The following is a 26,594-nucleotide window of genomic DNA, read 5'->3' as shown; positions in this document are numbered from 1 at the left end:
CGTCACGGCATCTGGCTCATGTCGTGGATCGGCATCATGTTGACGTTGAGATGATGCATGACCCACAGCGAGCCGGTCAGCGCGATCACCACCATGATCACGGTGAAGATCATCGCCATCATGGTCCAGCCGTTCTCGGACCGCGTGTTCATGTGCAGGAAGTACACCATGTGCACGACGATCTGCACCGCGGCGAGCACCAGCACGATCAGCGCGGTGACCTGCTTGTCGGCGATGGCGCCGCTCATCACCAGCCAGAACGGCACCGCGGTGAGGACGACCGAGAGGCCGAAGCCGATCAGATAGCTCTTCAGCGAGCCGTGGGCCGCGCCGCCATGGTCATCATGGCCGTGACCGCCGGCATTGGCTTCGAGAGTGCGGGCTTCTGTTGTCATCGCAGCATTCCCAGGAGGTAGACGAAGGTGAAGACGCCGATCCAGACCACGTCGAGGAAGTGCCAGAACATGGAAAGGCACATCAGCCGGCGCCGGTTGGCTTCGGTCAGGCCGAAGCGCGCGGTCTGCACCATCAGCGTCACCAGCCAGACCAGGCCGAAGGTGACGTGCAGGCCGTGGGTGCCGACCAGCGTGAAGAACGACGACAGGAAGGCGCTGCGCTGCGGCGTCGCGCCTTCATGGATCATGTGGGCGAACTCGGTGAGCTCGATGCCGAGGAAGGCGAGGCCGAACAGCCCGGTGATGGCGAGCCAGGCCTGCGTCGCGCCGATCCTCGATTTCTCCATCGTCAGCATGGCAAAGCCATACGTGATCGAGGAGAGCAGCAGCATCGTGGTGTTGAGCGCCACCAGCTTGAGGTCGAACAGGTCCTTCGGCGCGGGGCCGGCGGCATAGTTGCCGCCGAGCACGCCGTAGGTCGCGAACAGCATTGCGAAGATGAGGCAGTCGCTCATCAGGTAGATCCAGAAACCCAGCATGGTGCTGGCGCCTTCCGGGTGCGCGTGCTCGTCGATGACGTGGAAGACCGGTTCGGAGCTTTGTGTGGAGACGGTAGCAACGGTCATGTCTGGGCTCCCGCGGTGAGAACGCGTGTCCGCGCGTCTTCAGTCCGCACCACCTCATCCGCCGGGATGTGGAAGTCGCGGTGATAGTTGAAGGTGTGGCCGATCGCGACCGCGAGCAGCGCAACGAAGCTGACGGCGGCAAGCCACCAGATGTACCAGATCAGGCCGAACCCCATCACCGTCGCGAAGGCTGCGAGGATGATGCCGGTGCCGGTGTTGGAGGGCATGTGGATCGGCTTGAAGCCGGTCAGCGGCCGCCTGTAGCCGCGGCGCTTCATGTCCCACCAGGCGTCGTTGTCGTAAATCACCGGTGTAAAGGCGAAGTTGTAGTCCGGCGGCGGCGAGGAGGTCGCCCATTCCAGCGTGCGCGCGTCCCAGGGATCGCCGGTGGTGTCCTTCAGCTGCTCGCGGCGCAGGATGCTGACGGCGAACTGCACCAGCATCGCACCGATGCCGAGCAGGATCAGGAAGGCGCCGAAGGCCGCGATGACGAACCAGATCTGCAAGGACGGATCGTCGAACACGCGGAGCCGGCGGGTCACGCCCATCAGGCCGAGCACATAGAGCGGCATGAAGGCGAAGTAGAAACCCGAGACCCAGAACCAGAACGACAGCTTGCCCCAGAACGGATCGAGCCTGAAGCCGAACGCCTTCGGGAACCAGTAATTGATGCCGGCGAACAGGCCGAACAGCACGCCGCCGATGATCACGTTGTGGAAATGCGCGATCAGGAACAGGCTGTTGTGCAGCACGAAGTCGGCCGGCGGCACTGCGAGCAGCACGCCGGTCATGCCGCCGATCACGAAGGTCAGCATGAACGCCACCGTCCACATCATCGGCAGCTCGAAGCGGATGCGGCCGCGATACATCGTGAACAGCCAGTTGAACATCTTCGCACCCGTCGGGATCGAGATGATCATGGTGGTGATGCCGAAGAACGAGTTCACGCTGGCGCCGGAGCCCATCGTGAAGAAGTGATGCAGCCAGACCAGATAGGACAGGATGGTGATGACGACCGTGGCGTAGACCATCGAGGTGTAGCCGAACAGCCGCTTGCCGGAGAACGTCGCGGTCACCTCGGAGAAGATGCCGAACGCCGGCAGCACCAGGATGTAGACCTCGGGATGGCCCCAGATCCAGATCAAGTTCACGTACATCATCGGGTTGCCGCCGAAGTCGTTCGTGAAGAAGTTGGTGCCGACGTAGCGGTCGAGCGACAGCAGCGCCAGCACCGCGGTCAGCACTGGGAAGGAGGCGACGATCAGGACGTTGGTGCAGAGCGAGGTCCAGGTGAACACCGGCATCTTCATCATCGTCATGCCCGGCGCGCGCAGCTTGACGATGGTGCAGACCAGGTTGATGCCCGATAGCGTGGTGCCGACGCCGGCGACCTGTAGTCCCCATATGTAATAGTCGACGCCGACGTCGGGACTGTAGCCGATGTTCGACAGCGGCGGGTAGGCGAGCCAGCCGGTGCGGGCGAATTCGCCGACGAACAGCGATATCATCACCAGCACGGCGCCGCCGACCGTCATCCAGAAGCTGAAATTGTTGAGGAAGGGGAAAGAGACGTCGCGGGCGCCGATCTGCAGCGGCACCACGTAGTTCATCAGGCCGGTGACCAGCGGCATCGCCACGAAGAAGATCATGATCACGCCGTGGGCGGTGAAGACCTGGTCGTAGTGATGGGCCGGGAGGTAGCCGTCGGAGCCGTTGAAGGCGATTGCCTGCTGCAGGCGCATCATCAGCGCGTCCGCGAAGCCGCGCAGCAGCATCACGATGCCGAGGATCATGTACATGATGCCGATGCGCTTGTGGTCCACGGTGGTGAACCACTCGCGCCACAGATAGGTCCAGAGCCGGAAGTAGGTGACGATGGCGAACAGCGCCAGCCCGCCGGTCGCGACCACCGCGAAGGTGCCGACCAGGATCGGCTCATGCAGCGGCAGCGCGTCCAGGTTGAGGCGGCCGAAGATCATCTTGATGAGATCGGGATTCATGCGGCGCTCCTCAGGAGTCTGATTTCGGGCGCTGGCCGAGCAGCAAGGATGTCGATGACGGATGGGCGGGAGAGAACGGCGGGCGCTTCAGCCCGACCCCACGCAGCGGCGTCAGGTCGAGCGGCGCGAGAACGTCGCGCGACGGCGCGTCCTTGATCTCGTCCATCGCGCAGATCCCGGCGACGAAGGTCGGTTCGGTGCCGAGCGGCGCGCCGCGGCGGGCGTATTTGTCGTAAGTGAGCGGCAGCGTGTTGTTGAGGCCTTCGCGGCCGAGGCCGCCCTTGGCATCGATCGCCATCATCTCGCTCATGCACATCTTGCCGGGCTCGACGCACATGTTGAGGATCGCCTTGTAGAGATCGCGATCGACCGAGCGATAGAGACGGACCGGATCGTTCTGGCTCGGACGCTCGAGCTGCAGATAGTCGGTGCGGCCGAGCATGCTGCCGCTGGCCCTGGCGGTGCCGATCCACTTGTCGAAATCGGTTGTCGACAGGCCCTTGAATTCGAAGTGCATGCCGGAGAAACCGGCGCCGCTGTAATTGGCGGAGAAGCCTCTGTAAGTGCCTTCCTTGTTGGAGACCGCGTGCAGCTTGGTCTCCATGCCCGGCATGGCGTAGATCTGGCCGGCGAGGGCAGGGATGTAGAACGAGTTCATCACGGAAGAGGCCGTGATGCGGAAGCGGATCGGGCGGTCGACGGGAGCTGCGAGCTCGTTGACGGCGGCGACGCCATAGTCCGGGTAGATGAACAGCCACTTCCAGTCGAGTGCGACCACCTCGACATTGAGCGGGGCGTCCTTGCTCTCGATCGGCTTGTCGGCGGCGATGCGGCCGAGCGAGCGGTAGGGATCGAGCAGATGCGTGCCCATCCAGGTCAGCGCACCGAGGCAAATGATGATCAGAAGCGGCGCCGACCAGATCACGAGCTCGAGTTGGGTGGAGTGATCCCACTCCGGCTCATAGGGGGCTGCGGTATTGGACTGGCGGTAGCGCCAGGCGAAGAAGATGGTCAGCGCCATCACCGGAAGCACGATGATGAGCATCAGGACGGTGGAGATCACGACGAGGTCGCGCTGCTGGACGGCGACGTCGCCGGCAGGAGCCAGGACGACGAAATCGCACCCGCCAAGGAGCGCCGCGAACGGCAATAAGGCCAACAATTTCAAGGCGCGCACGGCTCACCCCACTTGGATTTTATGAGTTCCGCCAAGGGGTAGCTGCGATGCAGCAAAGTTGACATTGGACAATTTGTCCAATGTTGCACTGCGGGATAGGAGGTCAGAAGGTGAGGTGGACCGCGTGGCAAAGGCTGCCCGTGGCCTCATCTCTAGTCTGAGCATGACCTGTTCGGAAAATCGGTTTCGACTTTTCCGGATCATGCTCCAAAGGACGGTTCTCCGGCGATGGCACAGGCCCCAGCAATGGCTCACGGCACCCCGACCGCGTCAGGTCACGGGCAGGCGAAACCTGGCGAAATCGCCATCGGCGTCATCATCGGCCGCACGTCGGAATTCTTCGACTTCTTCGTCTACGCGATCGCCTCGGTGATCGTGTTTCCGAAGCTGGTGTTCCCGTTCGTCAATGAACTGACCGGCACGCTCTATTCATTCGGGATCTTCGCGCTGGCCTTTGCCGCGCGGCCGCTCGGCACCGTTATCTTCATGGCGGTCGACCGCCGCCACGGCAAGGGCGCCAAGCTCGTCATCGCGCTGTTCCTGCTCGGCACCGCCACGGTCGCGCTCGCGTTCCTGCCCGGCTACGACACGATCGGCGTCGCGGCGATCTGGCTCCTGGCCGCCGCACGCGTCCTGCAGGGCATTGCCTGGGGCGGCGCGTGGGACGGCCTCGCCTCGCTGCTCGCGATGAACTCGCCGGCGAATCGCCGCGGCTGGTACGCGATGGTGCCGCAACTCGGCGCGCCGCTCGGCCTGATCGTGGCGAGCGCGCTGTTCGCGTTCTTCGCCGGCAACCTCTCGGCGGACGATTTCTTCGATTGGGGCTGGCGCTATCCGTTCTTCGTCGCCTTCGCCATCAACGTGGTGGCGCTGTTCGCGCGGCTGCGCATGGTGGCGACGGATGAATATTCCGAGCTGTTCGAAAGCCGCGACCTGGAGCCGGCGCGCGTCGGCGAGACGGTGGCGCAGGAGGGCCGCAACATCCTGCTCGGCGCCTTCGCGCCGCTGGCGAGCTTTGCGCTGTTCCACATGGTCACGGTGTTTCCGCTGTCCTGGGTGTTCCTGTTCACCAGGGAAAGCCCGGTGCGGTTCCTGATCATCGAGATGATCGGCGCCATGGTCGGCGTCGTCGCGATCATCGCCTCCGGCATGATCGCCGACCGCGTCGGCCGCAAGCCGCTGCTGCTGGGCTCCGCGGTCGCGATCGCGGTCTATAGCGGCTTTTGCCCCGCAGCTGCTCGATGCCGGTGCGTTCGGCGAGACGATCTACATGGTGCTCGGCTTCGTGCTGCTCGGGCTGTCGTTCGGCCAGTCGTCCGGCGCGATCGCCTCGAACTTCGCGCGGACCTATCGCTACACCGCCTCGGCGCTGACCTCGGATTTCGCCTGGCTGTTCGGCGCCGGCTTTGCGCCGCTCGCCGCGCTGTTGCTGGCGACGCATTTCGGCCTGATCTCGGCCGGCGCGTATCTGTTGTCGGGCGCCGTGTGGACGCTGCTCGCGCTGTGGCTCAGCGGCCTGCGCGAAGCGGAAGTCAATTAGTCCCGTAGCCCGTCTCCTTCTGCTTGTAGCCCGGATGCAGCGAAGCGAAATCCGGGACCGCTCTCACCGCGGATAGTCCTGCCCCGGATTGCGCTGCGCTCCATCCGGGCTACCGAGCTTCGCTTAGCGAAACAGTCCGTCGACGCGGAACGAATAGCCGAGGCCGACGATGTAATTCGGCGAGTTGCGGTTGAGCCCGAACGCGACGTGGAGATCGAGCTGCTGGGTCGGTGTGAGCCGGTACAGGCCGCCGGAATTGATCAGCTGGGTCGGCCGCGCGCCGTCGGGAAAGTCGCCGACATATTCGGTGAACACGCTGATCCGCTCGGTCAATTTCTTCTCGATCACGAAGGTCGTTTCCGACATGTGCTGGCCGGTCAGCTCGGCGGGGCGGAAGAATTCCGTGAACATGCCGCTGACGCCCCAGCCGTCATGCAGCTCCCATGACCATGGCAGCTGGATGTAGGGCTGCGCGCCGCGCCCGGCGATGGCGGCCGCGCCGGTCGGCAGCGCGACGCCGGCGGTGATCGACAGGTCGACCTTTCCCGGCACCGGGCTGATCTGCCATTTGAGTCCGGGCGCGACGTCGGAGAAGCCCGAGGCGCCCGGCGATCTCACACTGCCGGTATAGCTCGGCAGGTCGATCAGGAACTCGAGGCAGGGCGCGATGCCGAGCCGCCAGCGGCTGTTGCTGCCGTCGATGCTGCGGCCACTGTTGCGGCCGGTGAGGTTGATGCCGTTTTCGCTCTGCAGGCTCCCGACCGGCACGACGATACTCGAATTGGTGACGTCGGGCCGGTCGGTCGCAATTTCGTCGCTCGGCTTGGGACAACCGTCCGCGCGCGCGGCGGTGGCTGCTGCGAGGGTGAGCGCAGCAAGCACGCACCCGAGTTCGGCAAGTCGAGCGACGGCGCCGAACCGATTGTGAAACACTGGGGATGCTCCAAAAACCCGGCGCCGCTGCGGAGGTGGCAGCTTGAATAGAGATCGGCCGATGACGCGGATATTCCTCGCGGGCGGAAAAAACTTCAACAAGAAGTGCGATTGTCGGCGATCGATGCGGCCGGCGTCCAGCGCAATTACGGGCGGGGGAATTTCGGGGAATAGAATGGCAGCCTGGCGGCTCCTGTTGTGGTGGCAAACAGGAGACCCCCCGGAATGACCATTCGTTCGATCGCAGGCGTGCTAGCGCCGCGGCAGGCCAAAATCGCCGCGATGGCGGCTATCGCGATCTTGCTCGCCGTCAACAGCGCCCGCGCGGCGGGTGATCCGGCGCGCGGCGCCACGCTGTACCAGGGCTGCGGCGATTGCCATTCGATCGAGAAGAACGACGTCGGTCCGATGCACAAGGGGGTGGTGGGCCGCCTTGCCGGCTCGGTCGCGGGTTACAATTATTCGCCGGCGTTGAAGGACTCGAAGATCGTGTGGACCGAGGCCAATCTCGACAAATGGCTCACCGGTCCGGATGCGATGGTTCCGGGCACCAAGATGTTCTACGAGGTTCAGGATCCGAAGGACCGTGCCGACATCATCGCCTTCCTCAAGGAGAAGGCGAAGTAGGGCGTTCTCTCTCTACGTCGTCCCTGCGGAAGCAGGGACCCATAACCACAGGAATATGTTGTTGGGGCGCGCTGCGGCCCCAGCTTTTTCCATCAATCGATAATTGTGGTGATGGGTCCCGGCGTTCGCCGGGACGACGGTGGCGAGGGTGCGTGCAGCCTCAATCCACCACGATCTTGACGCGGTCGCGCGGCTTCACCTGGGCGTGGGCGTCGAGGCCGTTGAGCACGCGGAAGCGCTCGGCCGGATGATCGACGCCGGCCATGCGATGAGACAGCGATTCCACGGTGTCGCCGGGCTGCACGTTGATGACCTTGATGCGCAGCGGGCGCGCGGCCTGGATCTCGTCGAGCGTCAGGCGGCGGAACGAGTTGACGGTCTCGCGCGCGTTGCGCTCGCTCTCGGTGGATTTCTGCTTGGCGGCGAAGATGAAACGGTAGACGTCGCTGCCGAAGCGCAGCGCGTAGACCTTGAACTGCCACTGGTCGCCATGGGCGGTGGCCGATGCCGCCGGAAAGCCGTTGATGTTGAGGTCCTCGGTCGAGGACTTCTCGACGCCTTCCATCCAGCCGGAATTCAGATAGTCGCCGAGCGACTGTTCGGCCGGCACCCGCACCACGTCGAAGCGCATCGCCTGGCTGCCGCCCTCGCGCACGCCGATCACCGCCTGCGCGGTGTTGTCCAGCGTGAAATTGTCGGGCGCGGTGAAGGTGAAGCCGAGCTTGGGATGCAGGAAGCGGCGGCCGCGCACAAAGCCTTCGCTGGGGTCCTCGCCATAGACGATGTTGTCGATCGCGGCGAGATAGGTCTCGCGGTCGCGCTCGTTGCTCTCGGGCGATGAGTATTGCCGCGCGGTGGTCTGCGCATTGGAGATGCGCTCCGGCGTTGCCGGATGCGACGAGGTGAAATCCTGCGCACGCGGATCGAGCGCGGTCTTGCCGATCTTGAGCGCGGCATTGCGCTCCATCGCGGTCAGGAAGCGCGACGCGCCGTAGGGATCGAAATGCGCGCGCGCGGCGATCCCGACGCCGATGCCGTCGGCCTCGAACTCCTGTTGTCGCGAGAAGCTCGCCATCGTCAGCTTGGTCTTGGCGAGCGCCAGCGCCGTGAGATCGGGATCGGTGCTCATGTCGGTGACGACGCGCGTCACCACCGCCGCCTGGCGCGCCTGGTCCTCGCGCATCGCGGCATGCTTGGCCAGCACATGCGCCATCTCGTGGCTCAGCACCGAGGAGAGTTCGGAGGTGTCGCTGGCGAGCGCGATCAGGCCGCGCGTGACGTAGAGCTGGCCGGTCGGCAGCGCAAAGGCGTTCACCGCGCCGGAATTGAGGATCGTCACCTTGTAGGCCTGGTCGGGCCGTTCAGACGCGGCGACCAGCCGGTCGACGGTCTTGCCGATCAGCGCCTCGAGCTTCGGGTCGTCATAGGCGCCGCCATAGGATGACAGTATGCGCTCATGCTCGCGCTCGCTGTTGGGCGTCTGCTGCACCGCCCGGTTCGGCTTCACCGGCGCCGCCGCCGCGGTCGGCGCGACCTGCTCGAAGCGGCCGACATTGCCGCAGGCTGACAGCGTCAGGGTCGCGCAGACGAGCGCCAGCGCAGCCGAAAGCCGGCGGCCAGTTCCATCTTCACGCCGTCCAGCGCGCTCAATCACGTCAAAAACCCACAAACTGTCCCGTAATCGGCCAGGCCGTGGCCTGTGGGCCCCTAGTTCCCGCCGAGTACTTCAATCTGCCCCACCCGGAGCAATTCGATTCGCGGCCCACGTCGTGCTTCCACCCAGCCTCGTACTCGAATCCTACGATTTTCCAGAGACTTGGGCGCAAGCCCGGCCGCCTCAAACGCAGGGACTATGCGCCTTGAAATAGTCAGAGCAAAGTCCCGTGTCCAGTTTCGGCCGAAATTCAGGTAGGTCGTCGCCCCCGCCTGACGCACGGACAAAACCCTGCCCTCGACGACGGTAAAGCGCCCGATCCCGGCCAAAATATCGTCCGGACTTTCGGCGTTTTTTATGACCGCGGACTCGGCCCAGGTTCCCGATCGGGCGGCCCGCGCCTCGGCCTCGGCCGCCATCAGCGTGCTGACACAGTCCCTGTCGGCGATCTCGGACGACACCAGCGCGAGGCCCTGGCGCAGCAACTCGCTTTGTACGGGATGCTCGTTGCCTTCGAGGAATGCGTAGGCCGGCTGCCGGCCGTAGCGGTCCGGTGTGTCGTCCTGTCCGCGCAGCGTCACCTCGCGTCCGACCAGCAGCGCCGACAGTACTGTGGTGGCCTTCGCCCGGTCCGCCACCTCGATGCCGGCGAGCTTGACCTCGCGGCCGTCGTCCAGCCGCAGGCTTCGCGCATCGACCACAGCGGCGACGCGACCTTCGCCTTGAATCTCGAAATTGCATCCGGCTGCATGACTTGCCCCGCAAGCAAGCAGCATCGTGTAGGCGAGGAAAGTGCCGCGAGCCAGCATCGGCAGATTCTGCATCGACAATACCTGCATGGGTCGATCTTCGCACATCTTGACCATTCCGTTCAGCGGAAAACACGTGTCAGCTCCGCGGCTTGCCGCTGTGGATGGCATACGGCATGATCCGGCCCTCGAAACGGACCTGATGGAATTGGGTCCGCGCTTCAAGGGAGGATTTGAATGAGACGGGTTTTGGCCGGTGTGTTGGCCTGTGTGTTTGCGATCTCGGCGAATGCGTCGCTGGCGCAGGACAAGCCTCCGCTGAAGCTCGGCGGCATCCTCGATATGTCGAGCCTCTATGCCGATATCACCGGTTCGGGCAGCGAAACCGCCGCCAAGATGGCGGTGGAGGATTTTGGCGGCACGGTGCTCGGCCGCAAGGTCGAGATCGTGGTCGGCGACCATCTCAACAAGGCCGACCTTGCCGCCAACATCGCCCGCGACATGATCGACAACCAGGGCGTCGAGATGATCTTTGACGTCGCGGCCTCCGCGACTGCGCTCGCCGCCGGCGAGATCGCCAAGGCCCGCGGCAAGATCATCATGTTCAACGGCCCGGGCTCGATCCGCCTCTCCAACGAGGCCTGCGGCCCCTATACCGTGCACTACGTGTTCGATACCTTCGCGCAGGCCAATGTGACCGGCCTTGCCGCGGTGAAATCCGGCCTCGACACCTGGTTCTTCCTGACCGCGGACTACGCGTTCGGTCAGGACCTCGAAAAGGACACCAGCAATGTCGTGGTGAAGTCGGGCGGCAAGGTGCTCGGCAGCGTGCGGCATCCAATCAATACCTCGGACTTCTCCTCCTTCCTGCTGCAGGCGCAGGCCTCGAAGGCCAAGGTGATCGGGCTCGCCAATGCCGGCGGCGACACCATCAACGCGATCAAGCAGGACGCCGAGTTCGGCATCACCAAGGGCGGCCAGAAGATCTCGCCGCTGCTGGCATTCGTGACCGATATCGACAGTGTCGGGCTCGAGACCGCGCAGGGGCTGCTGCTCGCGGAAGCGTTCTATTGGGACCTCAATGACGACACCCGCGCCTTCACCAAGCGCTTCATGGAGCGCACCAAGCGGGTGCCGACCTCGGCCCAGGCCGGCGTCTACTCCTCCGTGACGCACTATTTGAAGGCCGTAAAGGCCGCCGGCACCACCGATCCGGCCGCTGTCATGAAGCTGATGAAGGAGACCCCGATCAACGACATGTTCGCCAAGAACGGCCGGATTCGCGAGGACGGCCGCATGGTGCACGACATGTATTTGTTCGAGGTCAAGAAGCCCTCGGAATCGAAGGGCCGCTGGGACGACTACAAGCTGCTTGCGACCGTGCCGGGCGACCAGGCGTTCCAGCCGCTGGCCGACTCGCGCTGCCCGCTGGTGAAGAAGTGACGCGAAGCGTCATTCCGGAGCGATGCGCAGCATCGAATCCGGAATCTCGAGATTCCGGGTCTGGTCTTTCGGACCATCCCGGAATGACGCTGTACTAGCCAACAACAACGAAAGGCAAAACGCCATGAGCGATAATCAGATGGTTCTCCAATCCCTCGACAAGGGCCTGCTCACCATCACCATGAACCGCCCGGATCGGCGCAATGCGCTCAATCCCGACATGACGCGCGGCCTGGTCGAGGCGGCGCGGCGTGCGCAGGACGATACCGAGGTGCGTGCGGTGCTGATCAGGGGCGCCGGCGGCACCTTCTGCGTCGGCGGCGACGTCAAGTCGATGGCCGAAGGCCGCGCGCCGCTGCCGTTCGAGGCCAAGATGGCCAACCTACGCCGCGGCATGGAGGTCTCGCGTATCCTGCATCAGATGCCGAAGCCGGTGGTGGCGCAACTCGACGGTGCGGCGGCCGGCGCCGGGCTCTCGATCGCGCTGTCCTGCGATCTGCGCGTCGCCAGCGCGTCCTGCAAGATCACCACCGCGTTTGCCAAGGTCGGCTTCTCCGGCGACTACGGCGGCACCTATTTCCTGACCAAGATGCTCGGCAGCGCCAAGGCGCGCGAGCTCTACATGATGTCGCCGGTGCTGTCGGCGCAGGAAGCCTACAACCTCGGCATGGTCTCCAAGGTGGTGCCCGATGCCGACGTCGAGGCCGAAACACTGGAGCTGGCGCGGTCGCTGGCGCAGGGCCCGTCGGTGGCGCTCGGTTACATCAAGCGCAACATCAACAATGCCGAGACCATGACGTTAGAGGCCTGCTTCGACGGCGAGGCGATCCACCACACCCGCGCCGGCGAGACCACCGACCACACGGAAGCGGCCAAGGCGTTCGTCGAGAAGCGCAAGCCCACCTTCCAGGGGCAGTAAGCCGTGACCAATCACATGGCCGAATACGTGCGGCTGCGGCAGATCTGCCTGGTGGCGCCGCAGCTTGCGCCGGTGATCGCGGACATTTCCGCGATCATGGGCCTCGACGTCTGTTACCGCGACGGCAACGTCGCCAAATACGGTCTCGAGAACGCGCTGCTTCCGGTCGATACCATCCTGCTCGAGGTGGTTGCGCCGTTCCAGCCGGGTCCGGGCACCGCGGCCGGCCGCTTCATGGAAAAGACCGGCGGCCGCGGCGGTTACATGGCGATCTTCTGTTGCGAAGATCCCGATGCGCGCGGCGCCAAGGCCAATGCGATCGGCGTGCGGACCGCCAACGTGATCACGCACGCGCCCTATCACGGCGTGCAACTGCATCCGCGCGACTGCCGCGCCGCCTTCATCGAGTTCAACCACACCGACGGCAGCGATGATGTGCTGGGGCCGTACCCGCCGGCCGGCCCGGATTGGCAGAAGTCGATCCGCAAGGACAGGACCTTGGCGCTGACCGAGGTCGAGATGCAGAGCCCTGAGCCCGAGGGGTTGGCGGCGCATTGGGGGAAGATCGTCGGCATTCCCGCTGCTGATGCCGTGGTGAAGCTGCCGAACGCGACCTTCTGCTTCGTCAAGGGCGACAGCGAGATCATGAGCGGCTTGACCTTCAGGGTCGCCAACAAGGCCAAGGTGCTGGATGCCGCGAAAGCGAGGGGCTGCGCGGTGAAGGGCGACGAGTTCCTGCTCTGCGGCGTGACGTTCAAGCTGACGGACTGATCTGTAGCCCGGATGGGGCGAAGCGAAATCCGGGGCCACTCCGTCCGCGGTTGGACCGCCCCCGGATTGCGCTGCGCTCCATCCAGGCTACATGCCGTCGACCCGTCATCCTGAGGTGCGAGCGAAGCGAGCCTCGAAGGATGCATCGGCCACCAGCCGGGCCGATTCATCCTTCGAGACGGCCGCATTGCGGCCTCCTCAGGAGGACGGGGTAAGGTTGAGCCCGCGGCAACGATCCAATATCGTCGAGCGCAATAACAACAACGGAACGCCTCCATGCCGCATCCGCTCGAAACCTTCTTCGCCCCAAAGAGCATCGCGCTGATCGGCGCCTCGCGCGATCACGAGAAGATTCCCGGGCGGCTGCTCGCGATGCTGCGCAAGAACGGCTATTCCGGTGCGCTCTATCCGATCAATCCGAACTATGACGAGATCGACGGGCTGAAATGCTTCAAGTCGATCGCCGATATCGGCGCGCCGATCGATCTCGCCGTCATCGTCATTCCCGCGCGCGCGGTGCTGCCGGCGCTGGAACAGTGCGCGGCTGCCGGCGTCAAGAACGCGGTCATTATCTCGTCCGGCTTCGCCGAGGAGGGCGGCGACAGCGCTGACATGCAAGACGCGATCGTGGCGCTGGCGAAGCGGACCGGGATGCGGATCTCGGGTCCGAACGCCGAAGGGTTTTACAGTCAGGTGCAGAAGGTCGCCGCGACCTTCAGCCCGACCGTCGACGTCAAGCCGCATGCGCCGGATCTGGTCGCGACCAAGCGACGGATCGGCATTGTCGCGCAGAGCGGCGGCATCGGCTTTGCGATCTATCATCGCGCCAAGGCGCTTGGTGTCGCGCTCAGCTATGTCGTGAGCGCCGGCAATGAGAGCGATCTCGGCGCCGGCGAGTTCCTCGACTACATGGTGCAGGATCCCGCGACTGACGTGATCCTGCTGTTCATCGAGGGCATCCGCGACGTCGACAAGTTCCTGACGGCGGCGAAGCGCGCGGCAGAGCTCAGGAAGCCCGTCATCGTAACCAAAGTGGGCCGTTCCGGCGCCGGCGAGCGCGCGGCGGCCTCGCACACCGCGAGCATGGCGGGCTGGTCGGCGGCCTATGACGCGGTGTTCGCCAAATACGGCTTCATCGTCTCCAACGATCTCGACGAGGCCGTGACCATTGCCGCGGTTCTGACCACCAATCCGCTGCCGAAGGGCGACCGCGTCGCGGTGCTGACGGTGTCCGGCGGCGCCGGCATCTGGGGCGCCGACACCGTGTCGATGCAGGGCCTGCGCGTGCCGGAGCTCTCAGTCGCGATCCAGAGCCAGATCAAGCAATGGATGCCGTCCTATGGCGCGGCAGGCAATCCGGTCGACGTCACCGCGCAGGGCGTCTCGTCCGGCGGCCTGCAGAAGAGCATCGAGCTGTTCGATGCATCCAATGAGGTCGACGCGACCCTGGTCGTGCTGTCGCTGTCGAGCGAAACGCGGATGCCGTTCAAGGAGGCCGAGCTGAAGCCGGTGATCTCGGCGCAGAACAAGCCGGTGGTGTTCTATTCCTACACGCTGCCGTCGCACTTCGCGCGGCAGGAGCTCGCGAGGTCGGGCGTGGTGGTGCTCTCGGGGCTGACCCATGTCGGCGTCGCGATGCGGCGGCTGGCGGACTATGCAGCCTTCAAGCCCACGCCGGAGATGGCGGCATCTGCGTCGCAGGCGCACGATCTTTCCGCGTATCTCAGATCGAAGACACTTTCCGAATATGACAGCAAGTCGCTGCTGCGCGCCGCCGGCATCGCGCTGCCGGATGAGGTGCTGGTGACCGATCGCGACGGGCTCGACGCCGCGATCGAGCGGGCCGGATTTCCACTTGTCATGAAGATCCAATCGCCCGCGATCGCGCACAAGAGCGAGGTCGGCGGCGTCCGCGTCAACATCGCCGCCAAGGGCGCGGCGTTCACGGCCTATCGCGACATGCTGGAGAGCGTGCAGAAGGCGCGGCCGGATGCCGCGATTCAGGGCGTGCTGGTCGGGCCGATGGCGAAGAAGGGCGTCGAGATCATCGTCGGCACCATACTAGATGCCACATTCGGGCCGATGGTGATGGTGGGGCTCGGCGGCATCACGACCGAGTTGTTCAAGGATGTGATCTATCGTCCGGCGCCGGTGAGCCCGGCTGAGGCGACCACGATGCTGGAGACGCTGAAGGCCGCGCCGCTGCTGCACGGCTTCCGTGGTGCGCCGAAAGCGGATGTCGCCGCGCTCGCGCGGTTGATCTCGCAGATTTCAGTGCTGGCGGCGCAGCATGCCGACGAGATCGCTGAGATCGAGGTCAATCCGGTGCTGGTCCATCCGGAGGGGCAGGGCGTCACGATCGTCGATGCGCTGGTGGTGCCGAAAGGCTAGCGAGGTATCTCCCCACCGTCGTCCCGGGCTTGACCCGGGACCCATACGCCGCGGCCCGCGGAAAGGGCACAAGGGGAGTCGGCTTGTCTCGCCACTCGCATCGGTGGTTATGGGTCCCGGCTTTCGCCGGGACGACGCATTGAAAGAGCGGTGCTCGCGTCTCACCGCCCCTTGAAGTTGGCGACGCGGCGCTCGGCGGTGGCCTTGACGCCTTCCTTGAAGTCTTCGGTCGCGCGCAGCTTGGTCTGCTCGGCCAGCTCATGGTTGGTCGCGGCGAGCACGCGGTCGGCGAGGCCGGCGCGCATGGTGGCGCGGGTCGAGACCAGGCCGAGCGGCGAGCATTCGGCGATCTCCTGCGCGAACTTCATCGCCTCAGCCCGCACCTGGTCCTGCGGCACCAGCACGTTGGCGAGGCCCCAGCGATAGGCTTCCTCGCCGGTGACGCGGCGGCTGGTGTAGAACATCAGCTCCGCATTGTTCTTGCCGATCAGTTCCGGCAGCGTGGTGGTCAGGCCGAAACCCGGATGGAAGCCGAGTTTTGTAAAGTTCGCCGCGAAACGCGCCTCGGGGCAGGCGACGCGGAAGTCGGCGGAGACGGCAAGGCCGAGGCCGCCGCCGATCGCGGCGCCGTGGATCGCTGCGACGATCGGCTTCTTGTTACGGAAGATGCGCACCGCCTGAACATAGAGATGGTTGATCGGCAGGTTGGAGGCCGGATCGCTCTTGGACCGCTCCTCCTGCTCCTGGCGGGCCGGATCGCCGAAATTGGCGCCGGCGCAGAACGCCTTGCCTTGGGCTGCGAGCACCGAGGCGCGGATCTCGATGTTGTTGTCGAACTCCTCCAGCGCGTCGGCGATCTGGTTGATCAGCGCGACGTCGAAGAAATTCAGCGGCGGCTTGCGGATTTCGATCAGGCCGACATGGCCGTGGGTCTCGACGCCGATATCAGTGTACTTGGTCATTGATCTGTCCTCGTTGAATTAGCGAAGGCCGAGCCCGCGCGGCTAGCGCAAACCAAGGCCGCGGGCGATGATGCCGCGCAGCACTTCGGTGGTGCCGCCCTGGATCGTCAGCTTGGGCGCGGTCTTGATGGCGAAATCGAGCTGCTTTTCCAGCGTCTCGCGATTGGTCGCGGTCTCCTCGACGAACGCCGCGAGATCGCGGACGCGATGCGGCAGCTGTTGCTCCCACACCGTGCCGATGTCCTTGACGATGGAGGCCTCCACCACCGGCTCCTTGCCGGCCTGCAGCATGCCGGCGACCGACACCGACATGCGGCGCATGGTGTGCACCTGCGCCACCAGACGGCCGATACCCTCGGCGCTGCGGGTATCCGGATTCTTGCCGACGGCGCGCACCAGCTCGGTGAGCACGTAATAGGTTTCGAGGAAGCGCTCGGGACCGGAGCGTTCATAGGCGAGCTCGGACGTCGCCTGCTTCCAGGCGCCGTCGACTTCGCCCAGCACGTGATCGTCGGGTACGAAGTAATCGGTGAACACCACCTCGTTGAATTCGAACTGCCCGGTGATCTGGCCGATCGGATTCACCTCGATGCCGGGCTGCTTCATCTTGACCAGGAACTGGGTCAGGCCGTGCCGGCGGTTTTCCTTGGTCGGCGGCGAGGTCCGGAAGATCGCGATCATGTAGTCGGCGATATGCGCGGACGAGGTCCAGATCTTGGTGCCGTTGATCAGATAGCCGCCATCGGTCTTGGTGGCCCGGGTCTTCGCCGCGAACAGGTCGGAGCCGGAGTTCGGCTCGCTCATGCCGATCGCAAAGCAGACCTCGCCGCGGCAGATGCGCGGCAGGATGTCCATCTTGATGTGCTCGGGCGCGTATTTCAGAAGCACCGGCCCGCTCTGGCGGTCGGCAACGAAGAAGCGCCGGGTCGGCGCGTTCGCCACCCGCATCTCCTCGGTCACCACATAGCGCTCGAGGAACGAGCGCTCCTGGCCGCCATACTTCTTCGGCCAGGTCATGCCGAGCCAGCCCTTGGCGCCGACGCGGCGAGAGAATTCCGGCGCGTCATTGTCCTCGCGGTTCGGCGCGTGGGGATCGAAGGTGCCGGCGGCGATTTCCTCGGCGAGGAAGGCGCGCACCTCCTTGCGGAGCTGCTCGCATTTCTCCGGCAGGCGGATCGGATCGAAGGGCTGCGGTCATGATGTCTCTGTCCTGATCTCAGCGCGAAGCCACCAGCGGCCACAATTCATCGGCGCCACGCTCGGCGACGAGCTTGCCGAGCTCGACCGCCCAGTGGCTCTCCGAGCCGAAATCGTCGCGCCACGCCAATGCGCGCAGCGAATAGCGGTGCAGGATGTGCTCGATGGTGAAGCCGATCGCGCCATGCACCTGGTGGGCGATGCTGCTGCCTTTCTCGGCCGCTTCCGAGCAGCGGATCTTTGCCGCCGCGGCTTCGAGGAACACCGCGTCATTGTCGAGCGATGTCGCGCTCGCGATGGTGTCAGCCGCCGAAGTTGCGGCGGCCAGCGCTGCTGCGGACTCGCCGGCGAGGCGTGCGAGGTTGTGCTGCACCGCCTGGAACTTGGAGATCTTCTTCTCGAACGCGACGCGCTCGTTGGAATAGCGCACGGAGATGTCGAGCATCGATTCCAGCGCGCCCGCGATCTGGAGCGACCGCACCACGCCACCCATCAGCATCAGCGTGGTCTGGTCAAAGCCCTTGGGTGCCGGCCTGGTCGTGACCGGCTGCACCTTGTCGAGCGTGACGGTGTCATTGTGATCGCCGCCTAGCCCGATGCCGGTTTCGATCCGGCACTTCGCGGCATCGACCAGCGCGATCGAGATGCCGCCATTGCCGCTCGCCAGCACCGCGAAATGTTTTGCCTCCTTGGCAAACGGCACGCCGCGGGCGCGGCCGGAGAGCGAGCCGTCAGCGCCAACCGTGACGCGGTCCTTCGGGCTTGCCGGCAGCACGGTCATCTCGCCTTCCGGGGAGGTGATCTTGCCTTGCGTCAGCAGCCAGCCCGCCAGCATTGTTTCGGCCAGCGGAACAGCAATCGCGTGCCTTCCGGCGACGTTGAGGACGCTGAAACCTTCCGCGAGACTGGCGCCGGAACCGCCGAGATCATCGGGCACCCAGGAGAGCGGCAGGCCGGCTTCGGTCAGCGCCTGCCACAGCGGCGCCTTCCATGCGCCGTGCTTGTCGTGATTGATGGTTTGGGCATCCGCGAGATCGGCGAAAATCTTTTCCGCGGTCTCGGCGACGATGTTCTCACTCTCCGCCACAGCGTTCCTCGTGTTGATTGGCTTGGGGCTCGCCGTTCGGCTGGCCCTGCTTGCGACGTTGTCTTGCGCTCAATGATGCGGAAAAGCCATAGCCGTGACAAGCGTTGCCCGCAGGGCCACTTGCGCGGATGGCATGAAGCCGGACCCGATGCATGAATTCCGCATAGTGAACTTTCGACCGCCTCGGTTTGTATGCCACGCGCGGAAGCAAATTGACCGGCGACATAAGTTCAGTCCGCCAGATGAAACTCGATCGCCTTCCGCATCAGGTCGGCGAACTCGGTCTCCTGTGTGACCAGCGCGTCGTTCAGTCCGGCCACGCACAGCACCAGCGGCTCGTTCGATTCCGCTGATGGCGGCAGGTTCATGGCAACGGCGCCCGCGCCCGGCGTGACCAGGCCGAGCGAGAAGGCATGCCCCTTGGCGCGGACCTTCTTCAGCTCCAGCAGCAAGGCCTTGATGTCGATCTGCCGATCGGGTCGCGGCTCGTTGGCGTTGATCAGGCGCACCAGGCGGCGGACCTCCTTGTCCGGATAGGCCGACAGCAGCGCGTAACCCGATGCGGATCGCGCCAGCGGCCGCAGCGTTCCGGTCTTGACATACAGCCGCATCGGCAGTCTGGCCTGAACGATATGGACATATTGCGCGCTGAGCCCGTTGCGCACCGCGAGCATGATGGTCTCCCCGGTTTTCTCGGAGAGCTCGTTCATCAAATTGATCAGGCGCCCCCGCGTGAACAGCGCCGGGCTCAGCCAGTGCCCCAGCATCGAGATCCGCGGCGTCGGGATATAGGTGCGGCGGCTGGTGTCGTAGTGCAGATAGCCGAACGCGGTCATCGTCCGCATCAGCGCCGAGGTGCTGGACTGCGGGAATTTGAGCGCGGCTGCGACCTCGATGGCGGAAGCGGCGCGCTGGTGCTCCTCGAAGAATTCGAGCACGTCGAACACGCGCCGCGCCGACTTGACCGCATTGTCCATCTTCGGCAGGTCGCGCGAGGTATCGCCGGGGAAATCGGGGCCGTCGAAAGACCGCGGGCCGGCGACCGCGCCGGCTTTCGCTGCATCTTTCTTCGCCACCGGCATCGCTATCGTCCCTGCTGTGCCACCCGCCGCTTCAGCCACCAGCCATATTGCTCGGGCCAGCTCGTCCACTCGGGATCGCATCCGAGCGCGAGTGCCGTCTGCGCGGGCCAGTTCGGATTCCACAGCAGTTCGCGGCCGAGTGCAATAAGCGTCGCCTTGCCGTCCCGCAAGATGGCTTCTGCGTAGTCCGGCTCGCGGATCAGCCCGACCGCGACCGTCGGCATGCCCGCTTCCTTCTGGATGCGCTCGGCGAACGGCACCTGGAAGCCCGGGGAGCGTGACACCAGCGAATTGCCGCGCGGCAGCTTCATGCCGCCCGACGAGCAGTCCACCATGTCGATCCCGATCGCCTTCAGCTCGGTGGCAAATGCAATCGAGTCCTCGATCGACCAGCCGATGTCGACGCCGTCGACCGACGAGATGCGGACGAAGGCCGGCAGGTGGTCGGGCCATTCCTCGCGCATGATGCCTGCGATCCGCAGCGGCAGGCGCATGCGATTTTCGCGCGACCCGCCGTATTCGTCGTTGCGGTTGTTGGCGAGCGGCGACAGGAACGAGTGCATCAGGTAGCCGTGCGCGCAGTGCAGCTCGATGACGTCGTAACCGGCGGCCCTGGCGCGGCGAAACGCCTGGCGGTAATCGTCCACCAGGACATCGATCTGCTCTGAAGTCAGCATCTGCGGCGCGGGCCAGCCGTCGTCGAAGGGAATGCCGCTCGAGGCCGCGATCTGCCACGGGCCTTCACCGCGGGCCCTGATGTCGGCTTCGCCGAGCGGATTGCCGCCTTCCCACGGCCGCTGCGATGAGCCCTTCCGGCCGCCATGTGCGATCTGGATTGCGGCCTTGGCGTTGAAGCTGTGGATCAGCGCGGCGAGGGCGGCGTGGTCCGCGATGTGCGTATCGTCCCAGATGCCGAGGCATCCATGGGTGATGCGTCCCTGGACGTTCACCGAGCTCTGCTCGACGAACACGAGACCGGCGCCGCCGGCGGCGAGCTTGCCGATATGCGCGGTGTGCCAATCGGTGGCGCGCCCGTCCTGCGCCGAATAGGTCGCCATCGGCGAGACCATGATCCGGTTCTTCAGTTCGAGGTCGCGGAGTTGCAGCGGGGTAAAGAGCAGCGGCAGTTCGGTCATGCGATGTCCAGCCTTGCTTGTGGTTTCTTGCCTGTGGTCTTGCGAATTCGTGAGAGCATCATTTCTTCAGCAGCGGGCATGCGCTCTCCTCGGGCGTCGCAAACGCTTCCTTGCCCGGGATGACCTGAACCAGCTTCTCGTAGTCCCAGGCGCCCTTGGATTCGGCCGGCGATTTCACCTGCACGAGATACATGTCGTGGATCAGCTGGCCATCCGCGCGCAGGAATGCGTTGCGGGCAAAGAAGTCGTCGATCGGCATGTCCTTCATCTGCGCGATCACCTTGGGACCGTCGTCGGTACCGGACTTTTCGACCGCCTTGAGGTAGTTCATGACAGCGGAGTAGAGGCCGGCCTGCACCATGGTCGGCCGCTTGTTCGTCTTGGCCATGAAGCGCGCGGCGAAGTCGCGGGTCTTGTCGTCGAGATCCCAATAGAACGCGGTGGCGAGCTGCAACCCCTGGGCGGCTTGCAAGCCGATCGCGTGGATGTCGCTGGTCTGCATCAGGAAGGCCGCCAGCTTCTGCTGCTGCGCCAGCCCGAATTCCTGCGCCTGCCGGATCGAATTGGCGAGGTCGCCGCCGGTGTTGGCAAAGGCGATAACATCCGCCTTCGAGCTCTGGGCCTGCAACAGATACGACGAGAAATCCATGCTGTTGAGCGGATGCCGCACCTCGCCCGCGATCGTGCCGCCGACCTTCTCCACGGTCTTGGCCGCGTCGTTGCGCAGGGCGTGGCCGAAGGCATAGTCGACCGTGACGAAGTACCAGCTCTTCGCGCCTTCCTTGGCCAGTGCCCGAACCGTGCTGTTGGCAAGCGCATAGGTGTTGTAGGTCCACTGCACCGAATTGGCCGAGCAGCCCTTTCCGGTCAGGTCGGAGGAGCCGGCCGACGACACCAGCATCGCCTTGTTCTTCTGCTTGGTGAGCTCGAGCACGGCGAAGGCGACGGCGGAATTGGCGAAATCGACGATGACGTCGACATTCTCCTGCTCATACCAGCGCCGCGCGATGCCGGCGCCGATGTCGGCTTTGTTCTGATGGTCGGCATCGACCATCGCGATCGGCTTGCCCAACACCTTGCCGCCGAAATCCGCGATCGCCATCCGGACCGCTTCGACCGCGCCGGGGCCGGCAGCGTCGGCATAGAGGCCGGCTTGATCGGTCAGCACGCCGATCTTCACCATGTCGTCGGAGATCTGCGCGTGGGATGGCGCGGCTGCGAAGGTGGCCGTCAGCAACGCAGCGCTCGCGGCGATCCATCCGTATTTCGATGTCATGGTCCCTGGTTTCCTCTAGTTCGATTGCCTTATGGCGTTGGTCTTTTCTTGCCGCAGGTCGATCATGTCAGGATGCGACTGCGGGTCCCGGTCCGGGCCGAGCAGCGTGTGCTTCTGGATCTTGTTGGTCGAGGTCAGCGGCAGGTCGCCGACGAAGGCGATCCACGCCGGCAGCTTGAACGGCGCGAGGCGCTCGCGGCAGAAATGGAAGATCTCCTGCGCGAGCGCGCGCGAAGCGGCAGCGCCGTCGTTGATCACGATGAAGGCCGCAACCTCTTCGTCGCGGATCGGATCGCGCGCGGCAACGATTGCCGCCTGTTTGACCAGACGCGACGTCGTGAGCACGGCCTCGATCTCCGCGGCCGAGATGTTTTCCCCGGCGCGCCGCACCAGGTGCTTCAACCGGTCGACGAACACGAAGGCACCGTCCGCGTGTTGCCACGCGCTGTCGCCGGTATGAAACCAGCCGCCGCGCCAGGCCTGCTCGGTGGCCTCGGCGTCTTTCAGATAGCCGGAGAAGAAGCCGCGCCGCGGCGTCGCTTCGGAATGACGCACGCAGAGTTCGCCGACCGTGCCCGGCGGCACAGCGTTGTCGTCGGCATCGAGGATCGTCATTTCGAGGCCGGGCACGCTGCGGCCGATCGTGTTGGTCTCGAGATGGCGCGGCTCGACCGTGTTGAAGGGGCTGCGTCCGGTCTCCGTCATGCCCCAGCCCTCGACGAACGGGATGCCGAAGCGCTCGCGGGCTCGCGCGCGCTGCTCGGGATTGGCGCCGACGCCCATCGAGAAGCGGAGCGCATGGGCCTTCTCGTCCGGCGTCTCCGGCTGGGCGAGCAGGGCCGCGACGATCACGCCGAGATAGTGCAGCACCGTTGCGCGGCAGGAGACGATGTCGCGCCAGGCCAATTTCGCGTTGAAACGCTCCGGCAGGATCAGGCAGCCGCCGGTCAGCATCATCGCGATCGGGGTCAGCGTCAGGCCGGCCATGTGGAACAGCGGCAGCGGGCTGTAGAGGCGCTCCGTGCCGGCATGATAGGTCGCCTCGCCGCCGTGGCTGACGTACCAGCGGCCGGTCGAGACCACGTACTCGTTGGTCAGGATGCAGCCCTTCGGACGCGCCGTCGTGCCCGACGTGTAGAGCAGCGCTGCCTCGGTCTCGTTTCCCGGCTCGCCGGCGCGCGGTGGCGGCTGCTGCGCCTGCGGGATTTTCTCAACGCTCATGCTGAGATCGTCGCCGGACACTTCGAGCACGGGCACAGTGCCGGTCAGCGCCTTCTGCAACTCCTTCTGATCGTGCAGCGTGACGATCAGGTCGGGCTCGGCATGCGCAAAGAGATACGCGATTTCCGCCGCGCGATAGGCCGGGTTGATCGGAACGATCGAGACCCCGAGACCGTTGAGCGCCAGCCAATGCACGATGAAATCGGGCCGGTTCTCCAGCAACAGACAGGCGCGGTGTCCATGCCCAAAGCCGGCCGCGCGGTATTGTTCGCGCAATGCGCAGACCTGCCGCGCAATGTCGCCATAGGACAGTTCGACGCCATCGGGAAAATAGCCGCGGTCGGGACGCGCGGGAATGCAGAGGAAGGGTTTGAACGCCGCCGCATCTGCAGTCGCAGCGAACACGCTGAACACGGTGTACATCGTGGCGAAGCTTCCCTCTGGCGGCCGCAGGTCGATGTCAACGATGCCGGTCCTTAGAGAGCTGCTTCGTTGAGCGCGTTGCCGCGATCGCGGCGTTGCGCGGAAGCTATAAGGGTGGGTAATGTGCTGTCAAATTGATTATGAGTTTCTAAAAAACTCATATGTAGTTTGAAGCCAAGTCGGGAGGTAACGAGATGAAGATGCATATGCTGTCGGGCGGACGTCTGCGGATGTCGAGGCGCACTTATCTGCCTGACGCCGCGCGCGGCGAGATGATCGATCTGCCGGTCGCCTGCGTGTTGCTGCGGCACACGCAGGGCAATGTGCTGTTCGACACCGGATGCCATCCCGACGTCGCGACCGATCCCGAAGGGCGGCTCGGGACGCTCGCCAAATACATGCAGCCGATCATGCCGGCGGACGATCATGTGCTGACGAGCCTGAAGGCGGTTGGCCTTGGCCCCGACGATATTGACGTGGTGATCTGCTCCCACCTGCACACCGATCATTGCGGCTGCAACGCGTTCTTCAAGAAGGCGACGATCTTCGTTCACGCCCTCGAGGTCGAGGCCGCGAACGCGGATAACGCGCGAGATCGCGGATACATCAAGGCGGATTGGGATCATCCGCTGAAGATGGAGATCTTCGACCGGCAGACGGATGTGTTCGGCGATGGCAGACTGACGCTGGTGCCGCTGCCGGGACATTCGAAGGGAACGACCGGCGCGCTGGTCAAGCTGGATCAGAGCGGCGAATATTTGCTCGCGTCCGACGCGCTCAGCGTGCGCGCCAATCTCGATCAGCGAACCTCACCGAGGAACAGCCTTGACGTCGACCAGTTCCTGAACTCGCTCGACGAGATCGCGAGGCTCGAGGCATCCGGGGTCAAGATCATCTGCGGCCATGACGATGCGCAATGGGCCAGCCTGCAAAAGGGCCCGAACGCGTATATGTGAGGGCCTGTACCTGAAGCCTTGGCGCGGTTTGCAGATGGCATCCCGCGCGATATGGTATGCCGCCGCCGGAGTTCATCTGGCTCACAACAACAAGGAAAATGCAGATGTCCAAGGATGGTTTGTGCGCGATCGTGACGGGATCGGCATCGGGCCTCGGCGCCGCCACCGCGCAAATCCTCGCCACCGAAGGCGCGCGCCTCATCATCAACTATTCCAACAGCAAGGCGGAAGCCGAGGCGACCGCGGAAGCCTGCCGCAAGCAGGGCGCCGAGGTGCTGGTGGTGCAGGGCGACGTCTCGCGCGATGAGGACTGCAAGAAGATCGCAGCCGCTGCGCAGGGCTGGGGCCGCCTCGACATACTCGTCAACAATGCCGGCACCACCAAGCATGTGCCGCATCACGATCTCGACGGCCTGACGGCGGAGGATTTCCAGCGCATCTATGCCGTCAATACCATCGGTCCGTTCCAGATGGTCCGTGCTGCGCGCGCGCTGCTCGAGGCCGGTGCGAAGGCATCCGGCCGTCCCTCGGCGGTGGTGAACGTCTCCTCGATCGCCGGCATTTCCGGCGGCGGTTCGTCGGTGGCCTATGCCGCGAGCAAGGGCGCGCTCAACACCATGACGCAGTCGCTGGCGCGCGCGCTGGCGCCGTTGATCCGCGTCAACACGGTGTGCCCGGGCTATATCGATACGCCGTGGTTCACCAAGGGCCGCGGCGAGGACGGCGCGAAGCAGGTGCGTGACGCCGTGATCGCGCGTGTGCCACTGAAGGTCGCGTCGTCAGCCGAGGATATCGCCAACTTGGTCTGCTTCCTGGCAAGCCCGGCGTCGAGCAACATGACCGGCGAATTCGTCCGCATGGACGCCGGCATGCATCTCATTCAGTGAGCTAGAGCGTTTTCGAGCGAAGTGGACACCGGTTCGCGTGAAGAAAACGCGTCAAAACAAGAATCTAGAGCTTCGGTTCTGATTCAATCAGAACCGAAAATGCTCTAGCCATCCACGTCTTCGGAGTGGTTGCAGAAACGAAAATGCCCGGGCCAGGCCCGGGCATTTTGATTTGAACCAGAACGGCGGCTGGCTTTACTTGTTTCCCAAATCCGGGATCACGCGCGCCGCGACCAGCCGGTTCCAGATGAACAGGACCACCAGCGCGCCGATCGTGGCGGTGATGAAGCCGGCGCCCTGTTCAGGGCCGTAGTGGCCGATGGCCTGGCCGATGAAGGTCGCGAGAAACGCGCCGACGATGCCGAGCACGGTGGTGAGAATGAAGCCGCTTGGATTATTCGGTCCCGGCGACAGGAGCCGCGCGATGATCCCCGCGACAAAGCCGACGATGATGACCCAGATGATGCCGCCCATGACTGTCGTCCTCCTCAGATGGAATCAACGCTGGCGCTAAAGCCGGCCGTTCAGCTCGTCGCCGCTCGGCAGCCGGCCGTCCGGCGTCAGATGATTGATCGCGTCGGGCAGATACTGGCTCAGGCCCTGCAGCAATTGGTCGCGCGACATGCCGCTCTGCGACGCCAGCGAGTCGATCTGGTCGGCGCCGAGCGCGTTGGCGAGATCGCCGGGCGCGATCTGCTTGTTGGGACCGTTGCTGACCCAGGAATTGGCCGTATCGCCATGGCCCTTCTGCTGCAATTGGCTGAGCAGGTCGCCGAGGCCGCCGCTGAGCACGGTGCCGGCTGCGCCGCCGGCGAGCAGGCCGCCAAGGCCGCCCTTGAGCAGATCACCGAGCCCGCCGCCACCAGCGCCGCCGGGCAGGCTCGCGGTGACATTGCCGGGGAGCGACGGCGCCTGCGCGGGCGTCGGCTGAGGGGCGGTCGCGCCCGGCTGGCCGCCGGAGAAATGCTTGACCGCCTTCCAGGCGAGCAACGCCAGGATGGCCATGGTCATCGGCGACATTCCGCTGCCGCCGCCGCTGGAGCTGTCGGATGGTGCGCTTGGCGCGCTCGGACCGCGGGGCCCGTTCTGCATGCCGTTGAGTACGTCGAGTAAACCCATGATCGTCTCCTGCCGCAACCGTG

The 26,594-nt window shown here is 64.8% G+C and carries 23 protein-coding genes and 1 pseudogene; 8 read left to right on the top strand and 16 right to left on the bottom strand.

What is annotated here, in order from left to right:
* Window positions 1-2: 2 nt before the first annotated feature.
* The 4 genes from cyoD to cyoA are packed head-to-tail and all read right to left on the bottom strand — an operon-like array spanning window position 3 to window position 4,198.
* Window positions 3-395 carry a cytochrome o ubiquinol oxidase subunit IV gene (gene cyoD / locus ACVIGB_RS29325; protein ID WP_092119991.1) on the bottom strand — a complete coding sequence of 131 codons (393 nt, stop codon included), beginning with the start codon at window positions 393-395 and terminating at the stop codon, window positions 3-5.
* Window positions 392-1,021 (bottom strand): cytochrome o ubiquinol oxidase subunit III, encoded by a 630-nt coding sequence (gene cyoC, locus ACVIGB_RS29320; protein ID WP_092119988.1) that lies wholly within the window; start codon window positions 1,019-1,021, stop codon window positions 392-394. Before cyoC ends, cyoD begins: the two co-directional genes overlap by 4 nt.
* Window positions 1,018-3,021 carry a cytochrome o ubiquinol oxidase subunit I gene (gene cyoB / locus ACVIGB_RS29315; RefSeq protein WP_456720032.1) on the bottom strand — a complete coding sequence of 668 codons (2,004 nt, stop codon included), beginning with the start codon at window positions 3,019-3,021 and terminating at the stop codon, window positions 1,018-1,020. Before cyoB ends, cyoC begins: the two co-directional genes overlap by 4 nt.
* 10 nt (window positions 3,022-3,031) lie before the next feature.
* Window positions 3,032-4,198 (bottom strand): ubiquinol oxidase subunit II, encoded by a 1,167-nt coding sequence (gene cyoA / locus ACVIGB_RS29310; protein WP_456720033.1) that lies wholly within the window; start codon window positions 4,196-4,198, stop codon window positions 3,032-3,034.
* Between the two features lie 246 nt (window positions 4,199-4,444).
* Here cyoA and ACVIGB_RS29305 point away from each other — a divergent pair.
* Window positions 4,445-5,738: pseudogene (locus ACVIGB_RS29305) on the top strand (MFS transporter).
* A 123-nt stretch (window positions 5,739-5,861) separates the two neighbouring features.
* On the opposite strand, the gene ACVIGB_RS29300 reads toward ACVIGB_RS29305, so the two are convergent.
* The gene (locus tag ACVIGB_RS29300; RefSeq protein WP_456720034.1) at window positions 5,862-6,671 is read right to left on the bottom strand and encodes a transporter; all 810 of its coding nucleotides are present in this window, start codon (window positions 6,669-6,671) and stop codon (window positions 5,862-5,864) included.
* Window positions 6,672-6,896: 225 nt separating this feature from the next.
* On the opposite strand from ACVIGB_RS29300, the gene ACVIGB_RS29295 reads away from it, so the two are divergent.
* Window positions 6,897-7,298 (top strand): c-type cytochrome, encoded by a 402-nt coding sequence (locus tag ACVIGB_RS29295; protein ID WP_092119973.1) that lies wholly within the window; start codon window positions 6,897-6,899, stop codon window positions 7,296-7,298.
* A gap of 160 nt (window positions 7,299-7,458) precedes the next feature.
* Here ACVIGB_RS29295 and ACVIGB_RS29290 read toward each other — a convergent pair whose 3' ends face one another.
* Both ACVIGB_RS29290 and ACVIGB_RS29285 read right to left on the bottom strand, forming a co-directional pair.
* The gene (locus ACVIGB_RS29290; RefSeq protein ID WP_456720035.1) at window positions 7,459-8,952 is read right to left on the bottom strand and encodes a M48 family metalloprotease; all 1,494 of its coding nucleotides are present in this window, start codon (window positions 8,950-8,952) and stop codon (window positions 7,459-7,461) included.
* 53 nt (window positions 8,953-9,005) lie between these two features.
* A complete protein-coding gene (locus ACVIGB_RS29285) occupies window positions 9,006-9,728 on the bottom strand; it encodes a thermonuclease family protein (protein ID WP_456725049.1) in 723 nt (240 codons plus the stop codon).
* 210 nt (window positions 9,729-9,938) lie between these two features.
* Between ACVIGB_RS29285 and ACVIGB_RS29280 the strand changes: the two genes are divergently transcribed.
* The 4 genes from ACVIGB_RS29280 (at window position 9,939) to ACVIGB_RS29265 (ending at window position 15,225) form a co-directional block, all read left to right on the top strand.
* A complete protein-coding gene (locus tag ACVIGB_RS29280; protein ID WP_456720036.1) occupies window positions 9,939-11,144 on the top strand; it encodes an ABC transporter substrate-binding protein in 1,206 nt (401 codons plus the stop codon).
* 124 nt (window positions 11,145-11,268) lie between these two features.
* On the top strand, window positions 11,269-12,063 hold the full coding sequence (locus ACVIGB_RS29275) for an enoyl-CoA hydratase (RefSeq protein ID WP_456720037.1): 795 nt from the start codon (window positions 11,269-11,271) through the stop codon (window positions 12,061-12,063).
* 15 nt (window positions 12,064-12,078) lie between these two features.
* Window positions 12,079-12,834, top strand: coding sequence for a hypothetical protein (locus ACVIGB_RS29270; protein ID WP_456725050.1), 756 nt, complete (start codon window positions 12,079-12,081; stop codon window positions 12,832-12,834).
* A gap of 276 nt (window positions 12,835-13,110) precedes the next feature.
* Window positions 13,111-15,225 carry an acetate--CoA ligase family protein gene (locus ACVIGB_RS29265; protein WP_456720038.1) on the top strand — a complete coding sequence of 705 codons (2,115 nt, stop codon included), beginning with the start codon at window positions 13,111-13,113 and terminating at the stop codon, window positions 15,223-15,225.
* A gap of 161 nt (window positions 15,226-15,386) precedes the next feature.
* On the opposite strand, the gene ACVIGB_RS29260 is transcribed toward ACVIGB_RS29265, so the two are convergent.
* From ACVIGB_RS29260 to ACVIGB_RS29230, 7 genes are all read right to left on the bottom strand, one after another.
* Window positions 15,387-16,187 (bottom strand): enoyl-CoA hydratase/isomerase family protein, encoded by an 801-nt coding sequence (locus tag ACVIGB_RS29260; RefSeq protein WP_456720039.1) that lies wholly within the window; start codon window positions 16,185-16,187, stop codon window positions 15,387-15,389.
* A gap of 42 nt (window positions 16,188-16,229) precedes the next feature.
* Complete coding sequence (locus ACVIGB_RS29255) at window positions 16,230-17,363, bottom strand: acyl-CoA dehydrogenase family protein (RefSeq protein ID WP_456749387.1); 1,134 nt, start codon at window positions 17,361-17,363, stop codon at window positions 16,230-16,232.
* A 40-nt stretch (window positions 17,364-17,403) separates the two neighbouring features.
* Entirely contained in the window at window positions 17,404-18,471 is a 1,068-nt protein-coding gene (locus ACVIGB_RS29250; protein ID WP_456720041.1) for an acyl-CoA dehydrogenase family protein, read from the bottom strand.
* A 230-nt stretch (window positions 18,472-18,701) separates the two neighbouring features.
* Window positions 18,702-19,553 (bottom strand): IclR family transcriptional regulator, encoded by an 852-nt coding sequence (locus tag ACVIGB_RS29245; protein WP_092119952.1) that lies wholly within the window; start codon window positions 19,551-19,553, stop codon window positions 18,702-18,704.
* A 2-nt stretch (window positions 19,554-19,555) separates the two neighbouring features.
* Window positions 19,556-20,689: an NADH:flavin oxidoreductase/NADH oxidase gene (locus tag ACVIGB_RS29240; RefSeq protein ID WP_456720042.1), complete on the bottom strand. Its 1,134-nt coding sequence runs from the start codon at window positions 20,687-20,689 to the stop codon at window positions 19,556-19,558.
* Window positions 20,690-20,747: 58 nt separating this feature from the next.
* Complete coding sequence (locus ACVIGB_RS29235; protein WP_456720043.1) at window positions 20,748-21,965, bottom strand: ABC transporter substrate-binding protein; 1,218 nt, start codon at window positions 21,963-21,965, stop codon at window positions 20,748-20,750.
* Between the two features lie 15 nt (window positions 21,966-21,980).
* Window positions 21,981-23,609 (bottom strand): AMP-binding protein, encoded by a 1,629-nt coding sequence (locus ACVIGB_RS29230; protein WP_456720044.1) that lies wholly within the window; start codon window positions 23,607-23,609, stop codon window positions 21,981-21,983.
* Window positions 23,610-23,803: 194 nt separating this feature from the next.
* Here ACVIGB_RS29230 and ACVIGB_RS29225 point away from each other — a divergent pair, with 194 nt between their 5' ends.
* Together ACVIGB_RS29225 and ACVIGB_RS29220 are read left to right on the top strand one after the other, a co-directional pair.
* Window positions 23,804-24,565, top strand: coding sequence for an N-acyl homoserine lactonase family protein (locus ACVIGB_RS29225; RefSeq protein WP_456720045.1), 762 nt, complete (start codon window positions 23,804-23,806; stop codon window positions 24,563-24,565).
* A gap of 104 nt (window positions 24,566-24,669) precedes the next feature.
* Complete coding sequence (locus ACVIGB_RS29220; protein WP_456720046.1) at window positions 24,670-25,452, top strand: SDR family NAD(P)-dependent oxidoreductase; 783 nt, start codon at window positions 24,670-24,672, stop codon at window positions 25,450-25,452.
* Window positions 25,453-25,647: 195 nt separating this feature from the next.
* On the opposite strand, the gene ACVIGB_RS29215 is transcribed toward ACVIGB_RS29220, so the two are convergent.
* Together ACVIGB_RS29215 and ACVIGB_RS29210 are read right to left on the bottom strand one after the other, a co-directional pair.
* Window positions 25,648-25,926, bottom strand: coding sequence for a GlsB/YeaQ/YmgE family stress response membrane protein (locus tag ACVIGB_RS29215; RefSeq protein ID WP_092119939.1), 279 nt, complete (start codon window positions 25,924-25,926; stop codon window positions 25,648-25,650).
* Between the two features lie 36 nt (window positions 25,927-25,962).
* The gene (locus ACVIGB_RS29210; protein ID WP_092119936.1) at window positions 25,963-26,571 is read right to left on the bottom strand and encodes a YidB family protein; all 609 of its coding nucleotides are present in this window, start codon (window positions 26,569-26,571) and stop codon (window positions 25,963-25,965) included.
* Window positions 26,572-26,594: the final 23 nt, after the last annotated feature.

Source organism: Bradyrhizobium sp. USDA 4341, from assembly GCF_054063755.1.
This window is presented reverse-complemented; position numbering and strand designations above follow the sequence as displayed.

What these genes read in the sequence shown, in the direction of transcription:
- ACVIGB_RS29225 (WP_456720045.1), top strand. Translation starts at nt 23,804, where the DNA reads ATGAAGATGCATATGCTGTCGGGCGGACGTCTGCGGATGTCGAGGCGC.
- ACVIGB_RS29240 (WP_456720042.1), bottom strand. Translation starts at nt 20,689, where the DNA reads ATGACCGAACTGCCGCTGCTCTTTACCCCGCTGCAACTCCGCGACCTC.
- ACVIGB_RS29245 (WP_092119952.1), bottom strand. Translation starts at nt 19,553, where the DNA reads ATGCCGGTGGCGAAGAAAGATGCAGCGAAAGCCGGCGCGGTCGCCGGC.
- ACVIGB_RS29260 (WP_456720039.1), bottom strand. Translation starts at nt 16,187, where the DNA reads ATGACCAAGTACACTGATATCGGCGTCGAGACCCACGGCCATGTCGGC.
- ACVIGB_RS29210 (WP_092119936.1), bottom strand. Translation starts at nt 26,571, where the DNA reads ATGGGTTTACTCGACGTACTCAACGGCATGCAGAACGGGCCCCGCGGT.
- cyoB (WP_456720032.1), bottom strand. Translation starts at nt 3,021, where the DNA reads ATGAATCCCGATCTCATCAAGATGATCTTCGGCCGCCTCAACCTGGAC.
- ACVIGB_RS29265 (WP_456720038.1), top strand. Translation starts at nt 13,111, where the DNA reads ATGCCGCATCCGCTCGAAACCTTCTTCGCCCCAAAGAGCATCGCGCTG.
- ACVIGB_RS29295 (WP_092119973.1), top strand. Translation starts at nt 6,897, where the DNA reads ATGACCATTCGTTCGATCGCAGGCGTGCTAGCGCCGCGGCAGGCCAAA.
- ACVIGB_RS29280 (WP_456720036.1), top strand. Translation starts at nt 9,939, where the DNA reads ATGAGACGGGTTTTGGCCGGTGTGTTGGCCTGTGTGTTTGCGATCTCG.
- ACVIGB_RS29285 (WP_456725049.1), bottom strand. Translation starts at nt 9,728, where the DNA reads ATGCTGCTTGCTTGCGGGGCAAGTCATGCAGCCGGATGCAATTTCGAG.
- ACVIGB_RS29230 (WP_456720044.1), bottom strand. Translation starts at nt 23,609, where the DNA reads ATGTACACCGTGTTCAGCGTGTTCGCTGCGACTGCAGATGCGGCGGCG.
- ACVIGB_RS29270 (WP_456725050.1), top strand. Translation starts at nt 12,079, where the DNA reads ATGGCCGAATACGTGCGGCTGCGGCAGATCTGCCTGGTGGCGCCGCAG.
- cyoD (WP_092119991.1), bottom strand. Translation starts at nt 395, where the DNA reads ATGACAACAGAAGCCCGCACTCTCGAAGCCAATGCCGGCGGTCACGGC.
- ACVIGB_RS29215 (WP_092119939.1), bottom strand. Translation starts at nt 25,926, where the DNA reads ATGGGCGGCATCATCTGGGTCATCATCGTCGGCTTTGTCGCGGGGATC.
- cyoC (WP_092119988.1), bottom strand. Translation starts at nt 1,021, where the DNA reads ATGACCGTTGCTACCGTCTCCACACAAAGCTCCGAACCGGTCTTCCAC.
- ACVIGB_RS29220 (WP_456720046.1), top strand. Translation starts at nt 24,670, where the DNA reads ATGTCCAAGGATGGTTTGTGCGCGATCGTGACGGGATCGGCATCGGGC.
- ACVIGB_RS29275 (WP_456720037.1), top strand. Translation starts at nt 11,269, where the DNA reads ATGAGCGATAATCAGATGGTTCTCCAATCCCTCGACAAGGGCCTGCTC.
- ACVIGB_RS29235 (WP_456720043.1), bottom strand. Translation starts at nt 21,965, where the DNA reads ATGACATCGAAATACGGATGGATCGCCGCGAGCGCTGCGTTGCTGACG.